Origin of the sequence: Vibrio sp. Y51_MX_L26, from assembly GCF_024181935.1 — a bacterium.
GTDB classification, from domain to species: Bacteria; Pseudomonadota; Gammaproteobacteria; order Enterobacterales; family Vibrionaceae; genus Vibrio; species Vibrio diabolicus.
On the sequence record NZ_JAMZAS010000001.1, the window covers coordinates 1167731 to 1191742 of the forward strand.

Here is a 24012-nt window from a genome sequence, read left to right on the forward strand (position 1 = left end):
ATGAACGGGACTCATCCAAATAATCTCCAGATGAAAAAAGTAGAACTGATTCGTTTTGGTCATCACTTTAAAGCGATTAAAAAGAATTGGCTAAGCATCGCAGCTTTCACGCTTCTGTTTTCATTAACTTGTACTTGGTATATCTACTCCAAAGCATCGATATACCAAGCTACAGCAACGCTACTCATCCAAGAAGAGCAAAAAAGTGCCCTTTCAATCGAGGAAGTATATGGTGTCGACACAACAAAAAAAGAGTACTTTCAAACGCAAATCGCTATTTTAAAATCGAATCATATTGCAGATAAGGTCATTAGAGAGCTGAACCTAACTCAACTACCGGAGTTCACACGCTCAGGTGGATTAAATCAAAAGATCGACCAAATAAAGTCGATCCCTTTTGTTCAAGACCTACTGAATGTGGCTCCAAGCCCAAAAGAAACTGCCCAGTTTTCAGAGTCCTATTATCAAGCGCTTCAAGCTTTCAGAAGTAAACTCGATATTGAGCCAGTACGTAACACCCAATTAGTCAGAATTCGCTTTCGTTCTACCGATCCTAAGCTTGCTACGACAATCGCTAACGCGGTCGGCCAAGCCTACATTGACGCAAATTTTGAAGCCAAATTGGTCGTTACACAAAATGCGGCTACTTGGTTGACAAATAACTCACAAAAATTGGAGGAGCGATTACGTAACTCTGAGCAAGCGCTGCAAGAGTTCTTGTTAAAAGAAGGGTTGATCGATATAAACGGTATTGATGAAATTTACGCAAATGAGCTAGAAGAACTCACTCGCAAGCTAAATGTCGCTGTTAATAAGCGTATTGAAGCACAGACGTTAATCCAACTGTTAAGACGTAAATCCTCACAAAGTTTAGACAGCTTGCTGTCAATTGATGAATTCGCTAATCAAGCGCAGATCCGCGACCTAAAATTATCGGAAGCCCAGGCAGCTAAAAATCTCTCTGAGCTGGCACAGCGCTACGGCCCCAAGCATGACCGAATGATTCAGGCGAAAGCGCAGCTCGCTGAAATTCAATCAAGAACCCAGCAACTCATTCGTGACATTTCCTTCAGCAAGCAACAAGACCTTCTTGCTGCAAAGGCGCAAGAGGACATGCTTAGAGCAGAACTCGATAACAAAAAGGCCGATTTCCAATCGTTAGGGTCACAAAAAGCGCGTTACGAGCAGTTAAAACGCGAGGTTGAATCCAATAAGGCACTCTATGAAGCGTTCTTAAATCGTGAGAAAGAGACCAACGCCACCAGCGACTACAAAAATGTCACTGCACGTTTTACTGACAAAGCCATCATCCCTCTATTTCCGGTAGCACCGCAACGAATCAAACTGGTACTGATTGCCTCATTTTTTGGCTTTGCCATTGCTTGTGCGCTGGTCATCATCTTAGAAACTCTGCGAGAAGTTATCCGAAGCACAGCCGATGTGCAGGAAAAACTTGGTGTTACGTGTTTAGGCGTGATTCCGATGGTCAAAAAACGCAATTTGCGTAAAAACGGCGTCAGTTATACCGCGTATTTAGATGATGAAGAAAAGCTATTTAGTGAAGCTTGCCGCTCCGTCAGAACCTCGCTTCTGCTCAGATTAACCAACACGAAGCAAAAGATATTGCCCTTTACCTCTGCTATTCCAGAAGAAGGAAAAACATCGACCAGTATCAATATGGCGGTGTCGTTTTCAAAAATGGAAAAGGTATTGATCATCGACTGCGATTTACGCCGACCTTCCATCGCAAAACGGTTTGGTATTGCTGAATCAAGCCCAGGCTTAACGCATATCCTGACTATGGATACGCCAATCAAAGATTGTGTTACGCATATAAAAGAAGCCAACTTAGATGTATTACCGGCAGGCCTAATTCCGCCAAACCCACAGGAACTGCTAGCTTCTGATCGCTTTAAAAAGTTGCTCGAACATTTTCAAAATAAGTATGACCGGATCATTATCGATACACCGCCCCTACTGTCAGTGAGTGATGCACTTATTCTTGGTCAGTATGCCAATGGTCTGATTACCGTCATTCGCTCTGAGTCGACAAAATCATCACTGGTTAACCTTGCGTTATCTAAACAAATACAACACTCAGTTCCATCTCTTGGCGTCTTAATCACACAAGCCAAGACTAAGGAAGGAGAAACGCTTTATGACCAGAAATACGCCTACTAACTCAAACGCATCTTGGTACCAAACGTTGAAAAGCCAAGAACAACCGGTATTGATCTATCAAATGGGCAAAGTAGGTTCGAGTGCATTAGAACATTCCATTCCTAACTCGATTCACTTGCACGATCTTATGACTGTCGATGCGCAAAAACAGATATCCCCTGTAAGGGCGCAATTGCATAAACCTCAGATCAATGCGTTAAAGCGACGACTCAAGCGCATAGCGATGAGCCGTATGTTAAAGCGCAAGAAAAAAGTTCGAATTATCTCGCTGGTGCGTGAACCGATCGGACGAAATGTTTCAATGTTCTTTCAAGCACTTCCGTTTTGGATGGCGGACAAATATCTAAAAGATGACAGCGCAATACGTACCGAACGACCGCAATTACTCCAAGAGGCATTTGATAAGCACATGAATCATCAATATGCGCTGCAGTGGTTTGACAACGAGATCAAACAACTAACAGGGATTGATGTGTTTAACGAACCTTTTAATCACGAAGTAGGCTATCAGACATACCATAACAATAACTTTTCACTGTTGGTCATTCGAAGTGACAAGCTAAAGCAGGCTAACTCCGCAGTTGAAGGCTTTTTAGGTTACCCCGTGGATGTTGTTTATGAAAATCAGTCAGACAACAAATGGTACTCGCCACTAATGAAAGAATTCAAAACGCAATTTCAACCTACACCCGAGTACGTTGAAGAAATGTTGAATTCTAAATTGACGAAGCACTTTTTCTCAAATGCAGAAATCACCGACCTTAAACAGCAATATCTGACCAATTAATCATGAAAACCAAGATTCTACATATTATTAATGATCTTTCTCAGAACGGCGGTGCTCAGAAGTTCTTAGTCGACCTTGTTTTAGAACATAAGCCTGAATACGAAATCAAAATTTTGGTCTTGTGTGATGAAAATGATTACTTACCAACGCTATCCGCCCAAGGGATAGAGTGTTTTAACTGGCGCACTTTGTCATTGAGTGAGAAATACTGTTTGCTGCGTTGGCCGCATGTCGTTCACGGGCACCTCTACCCTTCCATTTATCTAGCGCTATTGGCGGTAGGTAAAAAACGAATCCAGACTGAGCACTGCTCTTACAACCGTCGACGTGACTATCCGCTGTTTAAGTTCATGGAGTACGTCTTATATTGGGGCCACGACTTGACGGTCAGTATTAGTGAAAAAGTACAAGATGAACTGGTGAAGTTCATGCCTCGCTACCAACATAAATATCACGTGGTGCACAATGGCGTTGATTTAAAAAGGTTTTCTATGACGCCAAGATGCGCCAGCCACCTGATCGACAAACCAGTTATTAAGATTGGAATGGTGGGCCGACTTCATCAACATAAAGATCATGAAACGCTTATCCAAGCACTTATCCATTTACCAAGACGATACGAACTCCATCTTGCAGGAGATGGCGAAAAAAAATCGTCACTGCAAGCATTAGCAACAAAAATCAACGTCGCGCAACGTGTTCACTTTCATGGGGTAGTTTCTGATGTTCCAGCGTTTTTGAACGACATGGACATTTACGTGCAATCATCGCATGTCGAAGGCTTTGGCTTGGCGGCGGTTGAGGCCATGGCAGCAGGCTTACCCGTATTATCATCGGACGTACCCGGTTTGGATGACGTCACCGGACGTGCCGAATATTTATTTCAGGTTGGTAACTCAAATGAGCTGAGCCAGAAAGTGCTCCAGCTGTGTGAAAGTGTTGAGCGGTATGACGCTGCAAGTCAATACTCAGTCAATAGGGCCTCTCTCTACACCATCGATAAATTTCGTGAAGGTTACTATGGAATCTACCAGCAGCTTTGCACCAACAAATAGCTCCGCGCCATCGAGCCATCGAGCCTCATGGTTTGCAGCATGCCTATTAGCATTGTTCTTTATTCCTATGAAGTTTCGTGCTGGAGGAATAGCACTAGCACCATCAGACATCGTAAGTCTTTTGTCCATTGGTTTTACAGCGTTAGTGGTATTGGAAGGAAAAGCTGAAAAACTCATGCATCCCTGCATGGGGTTCCTCGTATTGTTCACTGGGTATGTGTTCTTAAATGGCCTGCTAAATCGCGTCCCCCTAATGCCGCTAGTTATAGAAACCGTGCAATGGCTGGCGATTCTCTGCTTGCTTAGCCTAATGTACGCCTATGGCGTGTTTGATGATGAATGGGTAATGGTTTATTTCACTTATCTGCTGTTTTTCATCTGTACGCTCGTTGCCTTATGGCACTTTGCTCAAGGCTATCAAAGCGGGTTTAAGTTACTCGGGGTAAGTAAATACGGGTTCGGTGTACTTTGCTCACTATTGTACCTTTATCGGGATAAAATTCGCGCTTTCCACCTTTTGATGCTCGTTGCTTTGGTATTACTGGTGTTGTCGCAAGAAAGAAAAGCACTACTTGGTTTTTGTCTGCTTTTCTTCTTTGACCAGCTGCTCGTAAAAAACCTGATGAGAAAATCGCTTAATGAAACGTATACGTGGACCATTTTATTGGCCTTAAGCTTTATGGTGTTCACTGCCGTCGCAACTACACTCTATGTTGGGTTTGAAACGTTAGCAGACACATTGGAAATAACCCAAGAAGACGTCTTATTTGCCAACCAAAGTGAAGCTCGCTGGGTGTCGAACCTTCATAGAAAACTCTTACTTGCCAATGGGTTAGATATTTTACTTCAACACCCTATTTTAGGTGTCGGCGCGAAGATGCTGCCCAACTTTATGATCAGTTACTTTAACTATGATGAGCTGGCGATCTACACCCACAACTTTGTGTTAGATACCGCAATTGAATACGGGTTGCTCGGTATCGCCCTATTATTTGGTGGTTATTTTCTTTTTATTCGCTTTTGCTTCCGTAGTCTCAATGACAACAGGAAAAGCCTCTTACTCGCGATATACGCCCTCATCATGGTGTTCTTCGTTGCGGTAAATACCACCATCATTTTAATACTCTTATTACCCGTCATGATAAGCATGAGCCGCGAGTCAACGGTCAACACCATTGCTCATACTTTTCCGGTAAACCATCACCACGAATTTGAATAATCAAGGATAGGATAGATGAAGTATTCAATCTCTCGACAATTTGAAAAGAACCGAGAACTCCAAGCTGACAATTTTGTTTTAGTTTACCAAATGGGCAAAGTTGGCTCATCGTCAATTGAGCACACGCTGGGAGAAAGAAATATCCCAAGCTATCACATCCACACCTTTGATGATCACGAAGAATTTCACATGTATCACAATAAAAAAGACGTGAGTAAATTTTTCGATTTCAAAAACCGTGCGCTCTACCGCTTAGTGCTCAAGCAACGAAAACGTATCTTACAAAAACGCGAACAGATCAAAATCGTCACACTGGTCCGCGATCCAATCGCAACAGTCTTTTCTCGTTTCTTTCAAGACCTCCATTTGCAATTTATCGAAGGCAAAAAGAATGATGCAATTCACCGAGATATGGCAGTCACGCATCAGCACCTCGAACATTGTTTCGATAACTATATCAATCTCAACTATTTTGCGGACTGGTTCGACAACGAGTTAAAACGTAACTTCAATATCGATGTGATGCGTCAAGAACTGGACAACACTCAACCTTTCTTCACATTCAAGAACGAGCAAGCCAACGTCATGCTAATCAAATGCGAAAAGCTCAGCTCTCTCGATAAAGAAATTGGCGAGTTTCTCGGGCTGCAAGACTTCGTGCTGAAAAACAGCAATGAAGCGAAAAACAAGTGGTACTCCAATATCCACCAGCACTTTAAGCATCACTACGACTTTTCAAAGCTGTTCTATATGTACGATCTTCCCTTATATCGCCACGTTTATTCAGAACAAGAACGTGATGCTTTCAAGCATAAATGGATGCAGACACCAGGAACAAAATCATCATGAAAAAAGTGCTCCATATTACAGAAGCCTTCGGAGGTGGCGTTCAAACAGCCCTCTATAGTTATGCTCACTCCTCTCGAGATGAGCCTTATCAACATTTCTTGCTAGCCAGAGCTCGAGAAAACGACTTAACCAATGAGAACAACCATCATATTTTCACACAGACCAAATGGGTGGAAGGCGGCTTACTTCAATTTGTTCGCGATGCAAACCACATGATTGCATCACTTACGCCTGACGTTGTGCATTTGCACTCGAGTAAAGCGGGATTTCTCGGGCGATTTCTAAAACTTGGCAAGGCGCGCTTGGTTTATACGCCGCACTGTTATGCTTTCGAACGTGAAGATATCTCCGAATTCGCGCGCCAGCTCTATAGAGCGCTAGAGAAAGTAAAACTAAGCAAAATTGATGTGGTGGCAGGCTGTAGCCAACGAGAATGTGACTTGGCGATTAGTATTGGCGCGAAACGTGCTGAACTGCTCAACAACTACGTGTCCTATCAAAGTGAAGAGCGTTTATTGCGAAACAGACAAGAAGCGCTGCGACTTGTTGTGCTTGGTCGTGTCGCGCCCCAAAAGGATCCGCAATTTCTCATCAACACATTGCAACACCTTAATCGATATGCGCTTAACCGCCCATTAGATATCACTTGGATAGGTGGCGGTGACCACACACTCGAACAAAAATTGCGTACAGAAAATGTGGATGTGACTGGCATGTTGCCTCGTGATGAAGTGGTTAAAAAGCTCAAGGGTTCAGACCTTTACTTACATACTGCAGCATGGGAAGGGATGCCGTTAACTATTCTAGAAGCAGCCAAATTACATCTTCCTATGGTGATTCGAACTATCGGCGCGACCCAAGATCTCAACTACCCATTTTTAGCGCTAACACCTGAAGAAATGGCCAAGCAGATCGCGCACTGTGTCAATCATTATGATGAAATTGATTTTTGCCAATATACAACAGCGTTAAACGACGCCTTCAGTGAAGAAAAACAGCGCCTCGCACTCAATAATATTTACGGTTAAATACCTCTATGTTTCACACTATTCAACAAAAATTACTGTTGATGCCCAGCGGTAAAAAAAGCTTGCTATCTACTGGATTGAAAACCGCAATCACGCGTGTGTTGAGTGCGCTATTTGCTTTTTTACTGACACTGATTGTATCGAAGGCCAGTGACGCTTCGACTTCCGGTCAATTTTTCTTTTTATTCAACCTAGTCTCACTACTCGCGATCGTTTCTCAGCTAGGTTTTGATGTCTCATTAGTTCGCTACAATGCGATCGCCTTTAACAACAAAGAGACACTTCAACAAAGCCACAACTATAAAACTGCACTTTATCGAAGTATGGCGTTTTGCTTGCTAGCCATTGCCGTTTTGTTGGTAGGATTTAATCTGTTTCCTGAACAGCTAAACCAGACCCAATCGCCAATGCATGCGATTACTTTAGGCTTGTTCTGCATACCGTTTTTGGTGCTTGCACAGACCAACAGTCGTGTGCTTCAAGCATGTAGAAAGGTCGTGTCATCACTGTTTGCTTTACAGCTTGGCGTGAGTATGTTGATGGTCTTTTTTGTCTTTGGCTTGGACTATATCGGTCAGCAAAATATCAACAATCTGATGACCGCACTGCTTCTGGCGAGTATGAGCGTCGCGGTAATATCCAGTGTTAATTGGCTAGGTTCAGGTCAGTATCAGACATCGGCTTTCGTACCAAACAAAAAAATGGTCGCTTCTGCCAAGCAAGTCTGGATTGGCAGTATCTTCACGAACGTTCTTCAATGGGGAAGCCTTGTCATTGCGGGCTTTTTTATCTCAACAGCGGAACTCGGTTTATTAGCTGCAGCTCAACGTACATCACTACTGATTGGCTTTGTGCTGATTACCATTAACTTTGTGGTCGCCCCTATGTTTGCCTCTCTCTACAAAGAACGCCAAATGATCAAACTGCAAAGCCTGAGCCGTTTAGCTTGCCGAGCCAACGTTGGTTTGGCCATTGTGCCCGTGATTATTTGCACTCTATTCCCAGAGTTTGTGATGCGGTTTTTTGGTGAAGAGTTTCTTGCTGCTGCGCCACTGTTAGTCGTCCTGTCTTTAGGGCAGTTAGTCAATGTTGCGACTGGCTCTGTAGGGTTTTTATTACTCATGAGCGGTCACGAAAGAACCATGAAATACATTACAATTTCCTCCGGCACAATCTCTATCTGCTTGCTCATTGCGCTTTGCCAAACGTTCGGTGTTATTGGTGCAGCATGGGCGATGGCAATTGGCATGGCAATTCAGAATCTAGCAGCGTTGTACTTTGTAAAACGTTACTTAGGCTTCTTTCCAATAGGTTAATTATGGTTTCAATACTGACACGGATAAGTTTTGTTTTCGTTCTGACGCTTACGGCTTCACTCTCTTTGTGGAAAAGCTCTGACTTACACCATGCCACTTACCTGCAAATGGAAACCTACTTAGGTGGATCGAGTACGCTTCACTTTACCTTCAGTTTATTGATCGGCTTTTTATCGGTCTTCACCTTCCCCTCTTTAGTAAGTTCAAGTAAAGCCGACGTCTTTGGCATCCGTCTTTTGCTACTACTGTTGGCTATCGTTTCAATGGAAGAAATAAGTCAACTTTTTATTCCAAGTCGCTCATTTAGTTTTGATGATCTCAGTACCAACTGGATAGGCATTATCTCGGGTTACTTTAGTGCCAAGTTGATTCGCTTCCTGCGCACTCGCTCGTTCTCTTGAAATAAGCACCTCAAGGTTATTTAGGTATATAATTACGCCAAACAATCAGACTAACGAGTACATCATGTCATCCCACCCAACCAAGATTACCTTTTTTGAATTCTTAACCCCGTTGATCACATCAGGCAAAAAAACGATTACGATTCGAGATGAATCAGAAAGTCACTACGTTCCAAATACAGAGGTCGAAGTTTTTACGCTAGAAACGGATCGTAAAGTCTGCAACATCAAAATACGCTCTGTAGAACCACTCAACTTTGAAGATATCAATGAGTTTCATGCTGAACAAGAAGCCATCGAACTACCAAAACTCAAGCAGTTAATTCGAGAAATCTACCCAAACATCGATACGCTATTTGTGATTGAGTACGAGCTAATCAAATAACCTACAACAAATACTAGACGACTGGTCTAATTCATTCTATAGTACGCTTCATGAACGCAAAGACGAACGACACACGCCAACATATTCTCGACGTCGGATACGAGTTAATCGTAAACCGAGGGTTTACGAGTGTTGGCCTTTCAGAGCTTTTAAAAAAGGCCGCGGTGCCGAAAGGCTCGTTTTATCATTACTTCAAATCCAAAGAACAATTTGGTGAAGCGATGATTCAAGACTACTTTACTAAGTATTTTGAGCGTTTAAACGCACGCTTTACCAATACCGATCTGAATGGCTACCAACGCCTGATGAGCTACTTTGAAGAAATGGTCAAAGTAGAAGACGACGTATGTAATGCGAACAAATGTTTGTTGGTCAAGTTAAGTGCGGAAGTCTCCGATCTCTCAGAGCCCATGCGCCTAGCGTTACGCCAAGGTGCAGACAAAACCATTCAATCAATGGCGTATTGCATTGACGTAGGCATTCAAGATGGCTCTATCCCAAATGGTGACAGTGCTTTATTGGCAAGGCAGATATACTACCTTTGGAACGGCGCAAGCTTGCTGAACAAACTGTATCAAGATCAGGCAGCATTAACGCAAAGTCTGACCTATACTCAACATCTACTGCAAAACACGCGAACTTGCCCATAGTAGGTAGCGTAAAAGTAAGATGAACACCCTACATGTGTTTCACAGTTGGTAATAACTCCTGTGATAGCACAATACACTTTCCCGCTCTATGAGCGGGATATTTTGAAATCAAAACTAGACGACCGGTCTAATCAATAAGTGAGATAAATATGACTAACGCAACAAATCGCAGAATCGTACTCGCGTCACGTCCCCATGGTGCACCAACAAAAGAAAACTTTCGTCTAGAAGAAGTGGCGAAACCGACTCCTCAAGATGGTGAGATGCTACTGAGAACCGTTTATTTATCTCTCGACCCATACATGCGCGGTCGCATGAGCGATGCCGAGTCATACGCCGATCCTGTTGCGGTTGATGACGTAATGATCGCTGGCACAGTTTGTCAGGTAGAAGCATCGAACCACCCAGATTATGAAGCGGGTGAATGGGTTCTTGCATACACTGTTGGCTGGCAAGACTACGCCATCTCAACTGGTGAGATGGTGATTAAACTTGGCAAAGAACCACAAAACCCTTCATACGCTCTAGGTGTTGCTGGCATGCCAGGCTTTACCGCGTATATGGGCTTGCTCGATATCGGTCAGCCAAAACCAGGTGAAACCATTGTGGTAGCAGCCGCGACGGGCCCTGTGGGAGCGACTGTTGGTCAAATTGGCAAAATCAAAGGTTGCCGAGTTGTTGGTATTGCAGGCGGAGAAGAAAAGTGCCGTTACGCCAAAGAAGTCCTTGGCTTCGATGAATGTATCGATCACAAAGCTGACGACTTTGCAGAGCAGTTGAAAAACGCCTGTGACCAAGGTATCGATGTTTACTTCGAAAACGTAGGTGGCAAAGTATTCGAAGCTGTAATGCCACTTCTGAATACCAGCGCACGTATCCCACTTTGTGGTTTGATTTCTCAATACAACGCAACAGAACTGCCTGAAGGTACCGACCATCTTCCATTATTAATGGGTAAGCTGCTGACTAAACGAATCAAGGTGCAAGGCTTCATCATTTTTGATGACTACGGACATCGTTACGGTGAATTTGCGCAAGATATTAATCAATGGTTGGCAGAAGGAAAGATCCAATACCGTGAACATCTAGTACAAGGACTGGAGAATGCACCAGAAGCATTTATCGGTCTGTTGGAAGGTAAGAACTTCGGCAAGCTTGTAGTACAGATTAACGACCCATTATAAGGAAGGGATAAATAAATGATTAAACTTCACCATCTCAATCAGTCTCGCTCAAAGCGCATCATTTGGTTACTTGAAGAGCTAAATGTGGATTACGAAATCGTGCCTTATGTTCGTGACAAAGTGACCTTCATGGCACCGCCTGAGCTAAAGAGCGTTCATCCGCTCGGTAAATCGCCCCTGCTTGAAGATGATGGCGAGTTCATCATTGAATCAGGCGCGATGACCGAATATTTGATTGAGAAGTACAGTGATGGTGCGTTGGCTCCTGAGCGTGGGACGAAGGCGCACACTGAGTACCTACAATGGATGCACTTTGCTGAAAGTTCAGCAATCTTACCAATGTTGTTAAAAATCTTTATTAGCAAAGAGCCAAACGAAACTCAATTTCTATCAGGCTATGCTGACAAAGAAGCGATGAACGTTCTGGGTTATTTCGAGCAATCGCTAGAAGGCAAAACTTACCTAGTAGAAGAACGTTTAACTGGCGCAGACATCATGATGTCATTTATTGTCGAGCTCGTGCATAAGTTCGGTTTGGCTGGTCACTTCCCGAATATTGAACGTTATGGAAAACAACTCGCAACGCATCCAGCGTTTGAAAAAGCTGAGCAAATTGAAGTGAAGTACTCCTAATCATTCCGCCCCTTTGATGCTCAATAAAGCGATATCAAAGGGGCGATTTCCGACGTTAGCCTTGTCAACAAAGCGCAATTCATGCAAGTGCCTGCGTGCTCTTTTTACCCTTTTCGCCAATACGTTAATAAACCGATCATAAAAATCAGCTAAGAATCTGATTCTAAGTTACTTTTCATCATCGTTCCCACCTATTGAATTGATAAGCAGTATCAGTTTTTGCTTCCAGCTTTTCCGTAATAATCTTCTCTTCAGTTGCTAAGGTATTGATCCCTGGAGGGGAAGAAAAATGACAAATAAGAAATTAACCACCGCCGCAGGCTGTCCTGTCGCCCATAATCAAAATGTGATGACTGCAGGTCCTCGTGGTCCCCAACTACTGCAAGACGTTTGGTTCCTTGAAAAACTGGCACACTTTGATCGTGAAGTGATTCCTGAGCGTCGTATGCACGCCAAAGGCTCAGGCGCTTACGGCACCTTTACTGTGACTCATGACATCACAAAATACACTCGCGCGAAGATCTTCTCGGAGATTGGTAAAAAGACCGAACTATTTGCTCGCTTTACCACCGTTGCGGGGGAGCGCGGTGCCGCAGATGCAGAGCGCGACATCCGTGGTTTTGCGCTAAAGTTTTACACCGAAGAAGGCAACTGGGACTTGGTTGGTAACAACACGCCAGTGTTCTTCCTCCGTGATCCACTAAAATTTCCAGATCTAAACCACGCGGTGAAACGCGATCCACGCACCAACATGCGCAGCTCGACAAACAACTGGGATTTTTGGACATCGCTGCCAGAAGCGTTCCATCAAGTAACCATCGTCATGAGTGATCGTGGTATTCCTGCGTCTTACCGTCACATGCACGGCTTCGGTAGCCATACATTCAGCTTTATCAACGCTGAAAATGAACGCTACTGGGTGAAGTTCCACTTCAAAACTCAGCAAGGTATTAAGAACATAGGCGATGAGGAAGCACAACTGCTTGCGGGCAAAGATCGTGAAAGCCATCACCGCGATTTGTATGAGTCGATTGAGCGTCAGGATTTCCCGAAATGGAAAATGTATGTACAGATCATGCCAGAATTAGAAGCCGACGAAGTTAACTTCAACCCATTCGACCTAACAAGAGTATGGTCTCAAAAAGATTATCCACTTATCCCTGTAGGTGAGTTTGAGCTGAACCGTAACCCAGAAAACTTCTATGCGGAAGTTGAGCAGTCCGCGTTTAACCCGGCAGCTATCGTTCCTGGAATTGGCTTCTCGCCAGACAAAATGCTGCAAGGCCGTCTGTTTGCATACGGAGACGCGCAGCGTTACCGCCTAGGTGTAAACCATCACCAAATTCCAGTTAACGCGCCTCGTTGTCCGGTACACAGCTACCACCGCGATGGCGCAATGCGCGTTGATGGCAACTTTGGTTCAACACTAGGTTACGAACCAAACTACAAACAAGAATGGGCAGAGCAACCAGATTACTCTGAGCCACCTCTACGCATCAACGGCAATGCTGATCATTACGATCACCGTGTAGACGAAGACTACTTTAGCCAAGCGGGTGACCTATTCCGTCTTATGAGCGAAGAACAGCGTCAAACTCTATTCGACAACACCGCTCGTGCAATGGATGGTGTGCCAGACTTCATCAAAGAACGTCACGTTAACCACGCCTACCAAGCGGACGAAGCTTACGGCAAAGGCCTTGAGATTGCGCTAGGCTTAAACAAGTAAACGGACACTGCACCAGCAAATGCTGTGATAAGAAGACATAAAAAAGAGGTGCCCCAAAGCACCTCCTCATTAAAGTTCGTTAATCACACACTAATGTTCAAGGGGAACGATCATGATCAACTTAAATTTCTTCAAGCTCTTTGATACCAAAGAACTGTTTATCTACTACTGATTCTTAGCGACGGCTTTAATCAGAACAGACGTATCCATGCGGCCTAAACCATCACGCTGAAGGTCAGCGTATTGCTCATCCACTTTTTTAGTTAGTGGTAAGTTGAGCCCAACCCGCTCTGCTTCTTGCAGACAGAAGCCTAAGTCCTTGCGCATCCAATCAATCGCGAAGCCAAAATCAAACTTATCTTGCGCCATCGTCTTGGCGCGGTTTTCCATTTGCCATGACCCTGCAGCACCGTGCTTGAGTGTTTCAACTACTTGTTCAATATCCAAACCGGATTTCTGCGCGAGTAACAACGCTTCGCTCAAGCCTTGAAGCACACCACCAATACAGATTTGGTTTACCATTTTACAACGTTGACCTTGGCCATTTTCACCCAGAAGCGTCATTTGCTTTGCATATACGTCCATCGCTGGAGACACACGATCAAAAATGTTCTGCTCGCCACCACACATGATGGTTAGTACGCCATTTTCTGCGCCTGCTTGACCACCAGATACCGGAGCATCAATGAAGTGATTGCCATATTTGGTACAAGCATCGGCCAATTCAACGGCTAAATCAGCGGAAGTCGTGGTGTGATCAACCAGTACCGCGCCTGCTTTTAGACCGACTAGAATGCCTTCTTCACCGTATACAACGCTGCGCACGTCATCGTCATTACCGACACAAGTAAATACGATATCGCAACCTTCTGCAGCTTCTCGCGGTGTCTCACACGCAATGCCGTTGTATTCTGCAGCCCATTTATCAGCTTTGGCTTTGGTGCGGTTGTATACTTTGGTTTCATATCCCGCTTTGCTCAAATAGCCCGCCATTGGGTAACCCATAACACCCAAACCAATAAATGCTACTCGTTGTTTTTCCATTGCACGCTTCCCTTAGTTCACCTGACTGAAATGTTTTGTAACATGCTACTAAAGAATTGAAAACATTACTCGTAATTTATCCTTCACTCGCGGCACAAATAAAAGCGAACCGCGATGTTGGAGTAAATACCAAAAGCATTCATCAGGGTCATCGAGGAGACATTTCTCAGAAGTTAAATGTTAAGATACTCTACGAGCTTGCAACAAAGCCGTGGCGTTCAACATGGCATCCTTGGTACTGACATCCAAGACTTGGATTTTTCGAAAGCGTTCCGGTTCTTTAATCGCCACATCGTGAGCAAAAATCACAAACTTGGCTTTCTCGATGTCTTTCTCGGTAATTCGATTGATGACGCCATTCGCGCCTTGGGTTTCGACTTTAATCTTAATGCCGAGTGCACACGCTGCTTTTTCCAATGACTTAGCCGCTAAGAACGTATGCGCCACACCTGATGGACAAGATGTGACCGCCAAAACATCCGCCTCACCTTCGCCTTGAACGGAGCCATATACTTGAGAATGACCAGTGTAGCTTTCATCTTCGGTGACGGTTTTCTTTAGTGCAATCACGATCAACGCCGTGGTAACAGAGCCCGCAATCGTGCCGATGATGTAACCAATTTTTCCATCCACAACAGGGAGAACAATCCAACCGCCCCACGGTGCATGGTTCATTACGTGGAACATAAAGCCAATCACGTTACCAACGATGCCACCCGCCACAATAGCTGGTAACACTCGCGCAGGGTCGCCAGCGGCAAAAGGAATCGCACCTTCGCTAATACCGATCATCCCCATAATACCTGCGGCTTTCCCCGCTTCGCGTTCATCTCGCTTGAATTTACTCGGCGCCAAAAACGTGGCTAGTGCCATACCCAATGGCGGCGTACAAATCGCAATACCGACCCCGCCCATCAACCATGGTTGCGTGTTCACTTGGGTTTGAGCAAACAACGTCGCCACTTTGTTAATTGGGCCACCCATATCAAACGCGGTCATTGCCCCAAGCACGGTACCGAGCATCACTTTGCCTGAGCCCGCCATGCCAGTCAGCACCTCGTTCATTGTGGTCATTGCGCTGGCTATCGGAGCACCTATCACCCACATCACCGCGCCGCAAGTAACAAACGTCCCCACTAGCGGATAAATAAAAATCGAGCCAAGCGAACTCATGCTGTCTGGTAGCTGAATTTTCTTTAATAGCCAAACGACAAAGCCAGCAAAAAAGCCGACCACAATCGCACCTAAAAAACCCGTATTGTAATGACTGACCGCAATCCAAGATCCAATCATACCCGGCGCAAGGCCCGGCTTGTCGGCAATGGAATAAGCAATGTAACCGCCAAGAACGGCAGTAAACAATGTCAGGCCAGCAATCCCCATTTGGGCAATATCGGCCAGAATGCCCTCTTGTGGCACACCACCGTGACCAGAGATCATCACCGACAACGACAACAACACACCGCCCGCAACGATAAACGGGATCATGTGGGATGTGCCAAACAGCAAGTGCTCTTTAATGCGGCCAAGTTTTTGCGCCCAAGGGCTCAGAGGTTCTGATGCAAATTCTAAAGAAGTTGGGAGAAATTCATTGGATTGGGTTTGAATATCAATCAACATCTCAAGCGCTTCTTCTCGCGATTGAGCCTGTTTGAGCTTTTCAACAAAGCCGTCTTCGATAATTTTGGTGGAAATTTGTGCCAATACTTCAATGTGATGATGATCATCACCATCTGGAGACGCCAGCATGAAAAACACATCGGACAGCTCGCCATCTTCGGCGCCATAATCAATCCCACTGCGGCTGATCCCGACCGCGACAGCCGGTTTCGCTACAGCATCACTTTTGGCATGAGGGATCGCAATACCATCATCAAATCCTGTGTTACCGATCTCTTCTCGTTTCCAGATATCTGCCAAGAACTGGCTTTGACTATTGAGCTTGCCGGCGGCCTCTAGCATATCGACCAGCTCTTTGAGCGCTTCATCTTTGGTTTGAGCTTTTAGATCTAAGCATATCGTTTCTAGCTCAATTAGGTTTGTGATGTCCATTGTTTTACCTTCCAATATTCACGCTCGAATATATACCCAAGTGAGTTTGAGATACAGGATCCCCTGGCTCGTATGCGTTCCTACTCATTTTATTTGGGCATAGATTAACCAGTGCCTACCCTTTGATATATAGGACTAAAAGTGCATTAACTGGATTAATGTAACATGAGATTCAAACTGTGATAGAGCTCTTGCGTTAATCCAGCTCAAATCAATTCAATCTGCGGTGGCTGTGCTAATATCCACAAAAAATAAAATGGATAGAACATGAAAATAGTAGCGGTGACAGCATGCCCTACAGGCATCGCTCATACTTATATGGCGGCAGATGCACTAATGAAAGCTGCGCCAAAACATAACGTGCAAATTAAAGTAGAAACGCAAGGTGCGATGGGGATAGAAAATCAGCTCACTCCTCACGATATCGCTCAAGCGGATCAGGTTTTGATCGTGTCGGATATTGAGATAGAACAACCAGGCCGATTCGAAGGGACGCGCAAAATTCAAATCCCCATTGAAGAGGTTTTGCTGAACGTCGACAAAGTATTCCTCGTCCACTTCCGCGACTAAATTTGCAGATGAACGAATACCAAATCACCTTTTTCGTCGATAATGCAAATGCCAGTGCGCACCTTGCTCAGCCACTCAATCGAGTGGCAAAGAAGTTCAAAAGTACCTTACATATCATTAATGTAACGCAAAATCGTGTTGCGGAACTCACCAAGTCCGTGGCGATTTTGCAAGCAGGTCTACAACAAGGTGATTTGTGTCAAATCACAGCGATTGGCATTGACGCAGAGCTGGCCTGCTTCGTCATCAAAGACATGATTGCTGAGCACTTTACTGTGGTGGGATCTCATATCAACTATGAGTTTTCTAGCCAACTGGCCGAGCGTTTACCACAAATTTGCCCACCTTGTGAAATCAAATGGCACTACGCCAAAGCGCATACCGAGCTCACCAAGTTTGAATGCCTTAAAGGATTAGCTCAGCTGATCCACCCCATTCATCCCGACGAACTGATTCTTGCTTTTATTAAACGCGAAGAACGTTCATCAACTTGCGTGACTCCGGGGATCGCTCTCCCACATGTGATGTTTTCAGGTGTTGACCACATTTCCATTGCCGTTATTGCAAATGAAAAGTCGATGGATTGGGCTTCAAAGATGGGTGATGTTCATCTGGCTATAGCACTGGTGATGCCAGAAAGGCCGACCCGAGATCAGATCATTGCGGCTACTAACCTCACACGAAATCTGCTTACCGATCAAATGGCGGAACGCCTACTACTAACAAAAAGCAGCGTCGACTTACAAGCGCTGCTGATGTACGCCATGTCGAGGCTGCTTGCCTAAACTTCTCTATGATTTACGCTCTCTGACTGAAGGCTTAAATTGAACCACGATATTCCGTCGGCGTTCTGCCTGTACGGTTCTTAAATACTCGGCAGAAATAGTTCACGTCTTTAAATCCACAGCGCACTGACACGTCATTGAGTTTGAAGTTGTATTTCTTGAGCATAAACTTCGCGCGATCCACGCGTACCCAAGTAATGTAGTCTGCCAAGGTCATGTGCCCCTGCTGACGGAACAAGCGCGACAAATGGTTCGAGGAAATACTGAATCTCGACGCAATGCTGTCACGCGTGATTGGGCGATGGAAGTTCTCTTGAATGTAGATGCAGATCCCTTGATAGAGATCTTGCACACGGCTATGTGACTGCTGCTCGACTGGCGCATCCAACATCGTCTTCGCGTATTGCAGCAATGCTTGCAGTAAAAGCTCATCCATTGGTTTTTTAGTATTCTCACGAGCCAGTGAGCTCAACGCTTCTAAGATGTTATCTATCGCAAATCCTGAGCGCGTTTGGATGCTATGCTTTTGAATATCGTAAAAGTTTGCCTCACCTTTGCGTTTGCTCACCAAACTCAACCCAAGTTGTCGACGCCCAAACAAAATACTTAACACTGAGCAATCGGTATCCCAGTCTGGTTTATTCCAACAGTTAGGTGGAATAAATATCGCGTCGCCTTTTTTAGCAACGATGTGCGTTACTTTTCGATCATGACTTTCCATTTCATTAATATATTCCCCATCCAGAACTAACTCTAGGCGAGGGAAATTAACTTGATAGCTAAATTCAGGCGGCGTATGAAAATCTCCTGCAAACCAAATATTATGAAATGGCTCTCTTTCATTTAATACAGCTGAAATTAAATCATGAAAAATCATTGTCTCACACTCTACATATGCATCAATGATGCTATTTACTATAGATATACACCGGACTGGACTTTTGTGCTATTGAGCAAAATCACACTTCCATTTTAATGTTACAAAAATCCAGTTAACGCATCAAATTTCCAGTGACAAAAACTCTATCAACAACACCAAATCCCTTTTCAAATGGGAGCAAAGCCACATTTCACTTATCGTTTAGCTTCTTATCCATCATGTCACAGATATGCAGCTAGATTTGTCTAATTAACGATCTAAATCACACTATAGTGAGTAGGTTACAATCCTCCAGTAAATGCATTTTTTCTTCACTACAGTCTTTTTCTCACTAATTTAAAAATATCCCTGAAATAAAAATTATATTTATAGGGGTTCTACAATGATCACCAAACTAATAAATGAAGACTTAATTAAGCTTGATCTTAAAGCGTCTTCAAAAGAAGACGTATTTAAAGAACTGGTTGCCGTTCTTCATGCCCAAGGTCGTATTTCTGACCAAACACAATTTCTTGCAGATATAAAAGCACGTGAAGAATTAGGAAATACTGGATTTGAAGATGGCGTGGCAATTCCACACGCGAAAAGCGCCGCTGTGATTGAACCAGCGGTTGTGATCGGCGTAAGCAAATCAGGTATCGAATACGGCGCGGAAGACGGTTTACCTTCAAAACTGTTCTTCATGATCGCTTCTCCAGACGGTGGCGATAACCACCATATCGAAGTACTTGCAGAGCTGTCTTCAAAACTGATTGAAGATGGTTTCATTGATGCATTCTTAGGTGCAGCAAACAGCCAAGACGCACTGGCACTCCTACTTACTAAAGAAGAGCCGCAAGCAGTGGCAGACGCACCAGCAAACCAAGGTTTCATCATTGGTGTTACTGGTTGTCCTGCGGGCGTTGCGCACACTTACCTAGCAGCAGAAGCGCTAGAGAAAGGTGCAGCGGCGATGGGCTACGAAATCAAGGTTGAAACGAACGGTTCAATCGGTGTGAAAAACAGCCCAACCGCAGAAGAAATCGAGCGTGCAGACGCAATCATCGTCGCCTGTGACAAACAAGTCGACATGAACCGCTTCGCGGGCAAACGCGTGGTTAAAACCAACGTAAAAGCCCCAATCCGCGATGCTCAAGGACTGATTAATGAAGCGTTAAGTGCTCCGACATACCAAGCAGAAGCAAGCAGCAATGCGCAAACTTCTGTTGCAAACAAAGCCTCTCAGGCTCGCTCTGACCTTTACCGCTACTTGATGAACGGCGTATCACACATGATCCCCTTCGTCGTAACGGGGGGTCTGTTGATTGCACTTGCTCTTGCAATCGGCGGTCAGCCAAGTGAAGCGGGCATGGCAATTCCTGAAGGCAGCATGTGGAACCAAATCCTCAACGTCGGTGTGGTTGCCTTTACGCTGATGATCCCAATTCTAGCGGGTTACATTGCTTACGCGATTGCTGACCGCCCTGCTCTAACTCCTGGCTTGATCGGTGGTTGGATTGCAAACAACGGTTCTTTCTACGGCGCAGACGCAGGTACAGGCTTTATCGGTGCCATCATCGCAGGCCTGCTTGTGGGTTACTTCGTGAAGTGGATTACGTCGATTAACTACCACAAGTTTATTCAACCTTTGGTGCCAATCATGATTGCGCCAATCACAGGTTCGTTGTTCATCGCAGGTCTATTCATCTTCGTTATCGGCGCGCCAATCGCAAGCCTAATGGACGGCCTGACTGCGCTACTAACTAGCATGAGCACAGGTAACGTAGTTCTATTGGGTATCGTACTTGGTGGTATGGCTGGCTTCGATATGGGTGGCCCATTCAACAAGGTCGCATTCTTATTCTCTGTAGGCATGATTGCGAGCGGTCAAACTCAATTTATGGGTGCGATGGCGTGTGCAATTCCAGTTGCGCCTCTAGGTATGGCAATGGCAACGGCGCTTGGCCGTAAGTTCGACCTGTTCGAAGAATCAGAAACCGAAGCGGGCAAAGCCGCAGGCGCAATGGGTCTGGTGGGAATCTCTGAGGGTGCTATTCCATTCGCGGCGCAAGATCCAATGTCAGTGATTCCTGCAAACGTACTTGGTTCAATGGTGGCGGCAGTAATGGCGTTCTCATTCGGCATCACCAACAGCGTTGCTCACGGTGGTCCCGTGGTCGCTCTGCTTGGCGCGATGAACCACCCAGTCCTTGCTCTGATTTGTATGGCAGCTGGCGCAGTAGTTACCGCAGTAACGTGTGTAACTCTGAAGAAAGTTCGCAAAGCAAAAATGATGCAAGCAGCCGCTTAATCACCCCTTCCCCCAAATGGCTCCTATGGCTTGGGCAATGTCGCCCAAGCCATGATTTTCTCTCATGGTGACACTCTATGTCTGATTTAACGATGTCCGATACACAAACGATTCAAACTCAAGCTAAGCATCCGATGTTTTTCCTGATGAACAACGTGATTCAAAACTACGCTTGGGGCAGTACTACTTCTGTTAACCAACTGTTTGGCATTGAAAACCCAACGGGCGAACCACAAGCCGAAGTATGGATGGGAGCGCATCCAAACGGTTGCTCAGTGGTGATGGTAAACGACGAGGAAACCAAACTCTCTTCACTGATTACTCAAGACATGAATGCTTTTCTGAGTGAAGAAGTCGCAAACCGTTTTGGTGAACTTCCATACCTGTTTAAAGTGCTTGCCGCTGAGAAAGCGCTGTCGATTCAGGTGCACCCAAACAAGCAACAAGCAGAACTGGGTTTTGCACTGGAAGAAAAACAAGGCATTCCCCTAACCGCTGCAAACCGTAACTACAAAGATCCAAACCACAAACCAGAATTGGTTTACGCGCTAACCGAATACCAAGCGATGAATGGCTTCCGCCCAACAAGTGAAATCATCAGCTTCTTCTCTGAGCTGGCGATTCCTGAGCTGCAAGGCTTGGTGGATGAACTTATCGCAAACCAAACGCCAACGGGCTTAGCGACCTTCTTCTCCGGTCTACTGTCACTGGAAGGCGAACAGAAAGAGATGGCGTTGACGGTGCTATTGGCACAAGCTCGCATCACCGACTTACCTCTGTTCAACCTGATCTTGGAGTTAGAAACGCAATACCCGGGTGACATTGGTTTGTTTGCGCCCTTGCTACTCAACGTCATCACGCTAAAACCAGGCGAAGCGATGTTCTTGGATGCAGAAACGCCACACGCGTACTTGAAAGGGACGGGGCTTGAGATCATGGCGAACTCAGACAACGTGCTACGTGCCGGTTTAACGCCGAAGTATATGCATATAAAAGAACTCGTTGCATGCACACGCTTCGAAGAAAAACCATTCGACAGCCTATTGCTCGCACCAAATGAAATCGACGACATATTGGAATACCCAGTTCCCGTCGACGATTTCAAATTCGCGATTGTAAAACAAGCCAACCAACGAACGCTTGATGTAAGAACCGCAGAAATCCTGTTGCCGCTAGATTCCCCGCTCGTGATTACACACGCAAATGGTGAAACATGTGTAGTAGACAAAGGCCAATCTGTTTTCATTCCGGCTTACGCAAAACAATACACCTTGAATTGCGAAGGTCGTGTGGCGCGGGCTTACAGTTAATATCGCTGATTAAGTTTGCATGTCGTTACTGCCAATAAGCAAAAAAGAGCAGAGAAACGTCTCTGCTCTTTTACTTAATATGCGCTTTTCCCGATAAATTCACGCAATAATCAAATTGTCTAGAAAGGTTTACTGCTTAGCGTGGAACATCGCTTGTCCACTTTTATCTTTATTCGACCAAAAGTTAATATTGAACTGTGCATCATCGCTCATTTCAATACGATGCCAATACTGTGGCGGGCTTGTCGCGAACTGACCTGCGTTGATCACGATGACCATTTCAGGCTCTGTCGCGAATTCATCTGCAAAACCATAATAGGTGACTTGCCCCTCCATTACGCATAACTGCCCAAACACGCCTTCGGCTGTGTTGTGATGAGTTAGAAGAGCTGGAGGCACACTGCCTTTGGTAAAAAATGGCGTCGAACGTTGAACCGTCCAGTCTTTCGGAATACGAAGATGTGACATGGTTATACCCTCTTTGAATATAAAATTGTGCTGCTTGAAGCGAGTTACGATTGCGCGACTTGAGACAGTTCACGCAGTAACGGAAAAGCCTGAGCCACTTGCTCGCCCGTCACAACAAACCCTGTCAATATGCTTTGTTCATTTTCAGCTTTTGCCACGATGCCAGATTGAGAAATCTGCACATTCCAATTAGCGACAGCACTGAAGTCCCCGGCAAGCTGAATTGGGTAACTCGGCGTTTTGACTTTTACTATCATTGGCGGCAACTTCAATTGCGCTTCCTGCCCAAGCAACTGCTTACCTAAAACATTAGCACTCAACACGATTGGCTGAAGGTATGGAAGCATACGCCCTTGTATCTCGGCGCAATCGCCCAGAGCGAATACATTGTTCGCAGAAGTCTGCAGCTTAGCGTCGACAGCAATGCCTTTCCCAACCTCTAACCCACAAGCCTTCGCTAACCAAGTGTTAGCACGTAAACCCGCAGCTGAAATCACTACATCGGCTTCGATTGCTTTACCTTTGCTCAAGCTTGCCACCAGCGAATCATCCGAGTGATTGATCGCGACAACTCCAGTCTCCAAGGCAAGTTGAATACCTTGCTGCTTGAGTTGGTTTTCGAGCGGCAATGCGACGAATTCAGGAATCAGGTTAGCGAGCAAACGGGAATTTGGCTCAACCACCGTAACGGCTTTACCGCTGCTCGCAATATCCATGGCAATCTCAACGCCAATCAAACCACCACCGATAACCATTACGCGCCTTGCTTGACTGATTCTCTCTTCTGCGAGCTGATACTCTTGTAACGAATTGAGCGTTAGGATATCGCCAGAAGCATCACCTCGCATTGGAGGAACAAAGGCTTTCGCACCCGTTGCAAAAACCAGTTTGGAGTACGCATAAACTTGTCCATCTGCTACCACTTGTTGGGCTTGCGTATCCACACTATCAATTTTAGTGTGGGTTAATAACTCGATATGGTGCTCTTGGGCAAACGCTTCTCCCGTTGTTACTACCAGATCCCTCGCGGTCTGTTTTCTACTGAACACATGGCTCAAATCGGGCTTGTTATACTCCGCACCGTCATCAGCGGTGAATACTTGAATTGACACCTGTGCATCCATTCGACGCACAGTTTTAACCAGTTGATAGGCAGCAAAGCCACTGCCTATGATTACAATTGGTGCTTGCATCAC

The 24012-nt window shown here is 45.2% G+C and carries 22 protein-coding genes; 17 read left to right on the plus strand and 5 right to left on the minus strand.

Annotated elements, in window-relative coordinates:
- The 13 genes from NL645_RS05035 to NL645_RS05095 all read left to right on the plus strand — a co-directional run bounded on the left by NL645_RS05035 (window position 1) and on the right by NL645_RS05095 (window position 13417).
- Window positions 1-2181 (plus strand): polysaccharide biosynthesis tyrosine autokinase, encoded by a 2181-nt coding sequence (locus tag NL645_RS05035; RefSeq protein WP_253651320.1) that lies wholly within the window; start codon window positions 1-3, stop codon window positions 2179-2181.
- The gene (locus tag NL645_RS05040; RefSeq protein WP_253651321.1) at window positions 2159-2968 is read left to right on the plus strand and encodes a putative capsular polysaccharide synthesis family protein; all 810 of its coding nucleotides are present in this window, start codon (window positions 2159-2161) and stop codon (window positions 2966-2968) included. The genes NL645_RS05035 and NL645_RS05040 overlap by 23 nt, the downstream gene beginning before the upstream one ends.
- Window positions 2969-2970: 2 nt before the next feature.
- Window positions 2971-4023, plus strand: a complete 1053-nt coding sequence (locus NL645_RS05045; protein ID WP_253651322.1) for a glycosyltransferase — start codon at window positions 2971-2973, stop codon at window positions 4021-4023.
- Complete coding sequence (locus tag NL645_RS05050; RefSeq protein ID WP_104970209.1) at window positions 3989-5242, plus strand: O-antigen ligase; 1254 nt, start codon at window positions 3989-3991, stop codon at window positions 5240-5242. Before NL645_RS05045 ends, NL645_RS05050 begins: the two co-directional genes overlap by 35 nt.
- 15 nt (window positions 5243-5257) lie before the next feature.
- Window positions 5258-6091 carry a putative capsular polysaccharide synthesis family protein gene (locus NL645_RS05055; protein WP_253651323.1) on the plus strand — a complete coding sequence of 278 codons (834 nt, stop codon included), beginning with the start codon at window positions 5258-5260 and terminating at the stop codon, window positions 6089-6091.
- The gene (locus NL645_RS05060; RefSeq protein ID WP_104973054.1) at window positions 6088-7119 is read left to right on the plus strand and encodes a glycosyltransferase family 4 protein; all 1032 of its coding nucleotides are present in this window, start codon (window positions 6088-6090) and stop codon (window positions 7117-7119) included. The genes NL645_RS05055 and NL645_RS05060 overlap by 4 nt, the downstream gene beginning before the upstream one ends.
- Before the next feature lie 8 nt (window positions 7120-7127).
- Window positions 7128-8435, plus strand: coding sequence for an oligosaccharide flippase family protein (locus tag NL645_RS05065; RefSeq protein ID WP_005392477.1), 1308 nt, complete (start codon window positions 7128-7130; stop codon window positions 8433-8435).
- 2 nt (window positions 8436-8437) lie between these two features.
- The gene (locus NL645_RS05070; protein ID WP_253651324.1) at window positions 8438-8836 is read left to right on the plus strand and encodes a VanZ family protein; all 399 of its coding nucleotides are present in this window, start codon (window positions 8438-8440) and stop codon (window positions 8834-8836) included.
- A gap of 64 nt (window positions 8837-8900) precedes the next feature.
- Window positions 8901-9221: a N(4)-acetylcytidine aminohydrolase gene (gene yqfB, locus NL645_RS05075; protein ID WP_253651325.1), complete on the plus strand. Its 321-nt coding sequence runs from the start codon at window positions 8901-8903 to the stop codon at window positions 9219-9221.
- Window positions 9222-9271: 50 nt separating this feature from the next.
- Window positions 9272-9871, plus strand: coding sequence for a TetR/AcrR family transcriptional regulator (locus tag NL645_RS05080; RefSeq protein ID WP_005392474.1), 600 nt, complete (start codon window positions 9272-9274; stop codon window positions 9869-9871).
- 149 nt (window positions 9872-10020) lie between these two features.
- A complete protein-coding gene (locus NL645_RS05085) occupies window positions 10021-11055 on the plus strand; it encodes an NADP-dependent oxidoreductase (protein WP_006742222.1) in 1035 nt (344 codons plus the stop codon).
- A 15-nt stretch (window positions 11056-11070) separates the two neighbouring features.
- Window positions 11071-11688, plus strand: a complete 618-nt coding sequence (locus NL645_RS05090) for a glutathione S-transferase family protein (protein ID WP_006742223.1) — start codon at window positions 11071-11073, stop codon at window positions 11686-11688.
- A 289-nt stretch (window positions 11689-11977) separates the two neighbouring features.
- Entirely contained in the window at window positions 11978-13417 is a 1440-nt protein-coding gene (locus NL645_RS05095) for a catalase (RefSeq protein WP_253651326.1), read from the plus strand.
- A 165-nt stretch (window positions 13418-13582) separates the two neighbouring features.
- On the opposite strand, the gene NL645_RS05100 is transcribed toward NL645_RS05095, so the two are convergent.
- On the minus strand, window positions 13583-14461 hold the full coding sequence (locus tag NL645_RS05100) for an NAD(P)-dependent oxidoreductase (RefSeq protein WP_145535615.1): 879 nt from the start codon (window positions 14459-14461) through the stop codon (window positions 13583-13585).
- A 180-nt stretch (window positions 14462-14641) separates the two neighbouring features.
- Window positions 14642-16513, minus strand: a complete 1872-nt coding sequence (locus tag NL645_RS05105) for a fructose-specific PTS transporter subunit EIIC (RefSeq protein ID WP_253651327.1) — start codon at window positions 16511-16513, stop codon at window positions 14642-14644.
- Window positions 16514-16780: 267 nt separating this feature from the next.
- On the opposite strand from NL645_RS05105, the gene NL645_RS05110 reads away from it, so the two are divergent.
- A complete protein-coding gene (locus tag NL645_RS05110) occupies window positions 16781-17083 on the plus strand; it encodes a PTS fructose transporter subunit IIB (protein WP_253651328.1) in 303 nt (100 codons plus the stop codon).
- Window positions 17084-17091: 8 nt separating this feature from the next.
- Complete coding sequence (locus NL645_RS05115) at window positions 17092-17868, plus strand: PTS sugar transporter subunit IIA (RefSeq protein ID WP_021484097.1); 777 nt, start codon at window positions 17092-17094, stop codon at window positions 17866-17868.
- A gap of 34 nt (window positions 17869-17902) precedes the next feature.
- Here NL645_RS05115 and NL645_RS05120 read toward each other — a convergent pair whose 3' ends face one another.
- Window positions 17903-18745, minus strand: a complete 843-nt coding sequence (locus NL645_RS05120; RefSeq protein ID WP_006742228.1) for a helix-turn-helix transcriptional regulator — start codon at window positions 18743-18745, stop codon at window positions 17903-17905.
- A gap of 385 nt (window positions 18746-19130) precedes the next feature.
- On the opposite strand from NL645_RS05120, the gene NL645_RS05125 reads away from it, so the two are divergent.
- Together NL645_RS05125 and manA are read left to right on the plus strand one after the other, a co-directional pair.
- Window positions 19131-21038 carry a fructose-specific PTS transporter subunit EIIC gene (locus tag NL645_RS05125; RefSeq protein ID WP_253651329.1) on the plus strand — a complete coding sequence of 636 codons (1908 nt, stop codon included), beginning with the start codon at window positions 19131-19133 and terminating at the stop codon, window positions 21036-21038.
- A 77-nt stretch (window positions 21039-21115) separates the two neighbouring features.
- The gene (gene manA / locus NL645_RS05130) at window positions 21116-22348 is read left to right on the plus strand and encodes a mannose-6-phosphate isomerase, class I (RefSeq protein WP_253651330.1); all 1233 of its coding nucleotides are present in this window, start codon (window positions 21116-21118) and stop codon (window positions 22346-22348) included.
- 129 nt (window positions 22349-22477) lie between these two features.
- Here manA and NL645_RS05135 read toward each other — a convergent pair whose 3' ends face one another.
- Complete coding sequence (locus tag NL645_RS05135; RefSeq protein ID WP_139059218.1) at window positions 22478-22816, minus strand: DUF1971 domain-containing protein; 339 nt, start codon at window positions 22814-22816, stop codon at window positions 22478-22480.
- 44 nt (window positions 22817-22860) lie between these two features.
- Window positions 22861-24009 carry an NADH:flavorubredoxin reductase NorW gene (norW, locus tag NL645_RS05140; RefSeq protein ID WP_253651331.1) on the minus strand — a complete coding sequence of 383 codons (1149 nt, stop codon included), beginning with the start codon at window positions 24007-24009 and terminating at the stop codon, window positions 22861-22863.
- Window positions 24010-24012: the final 3 nt, after the last annotated feature.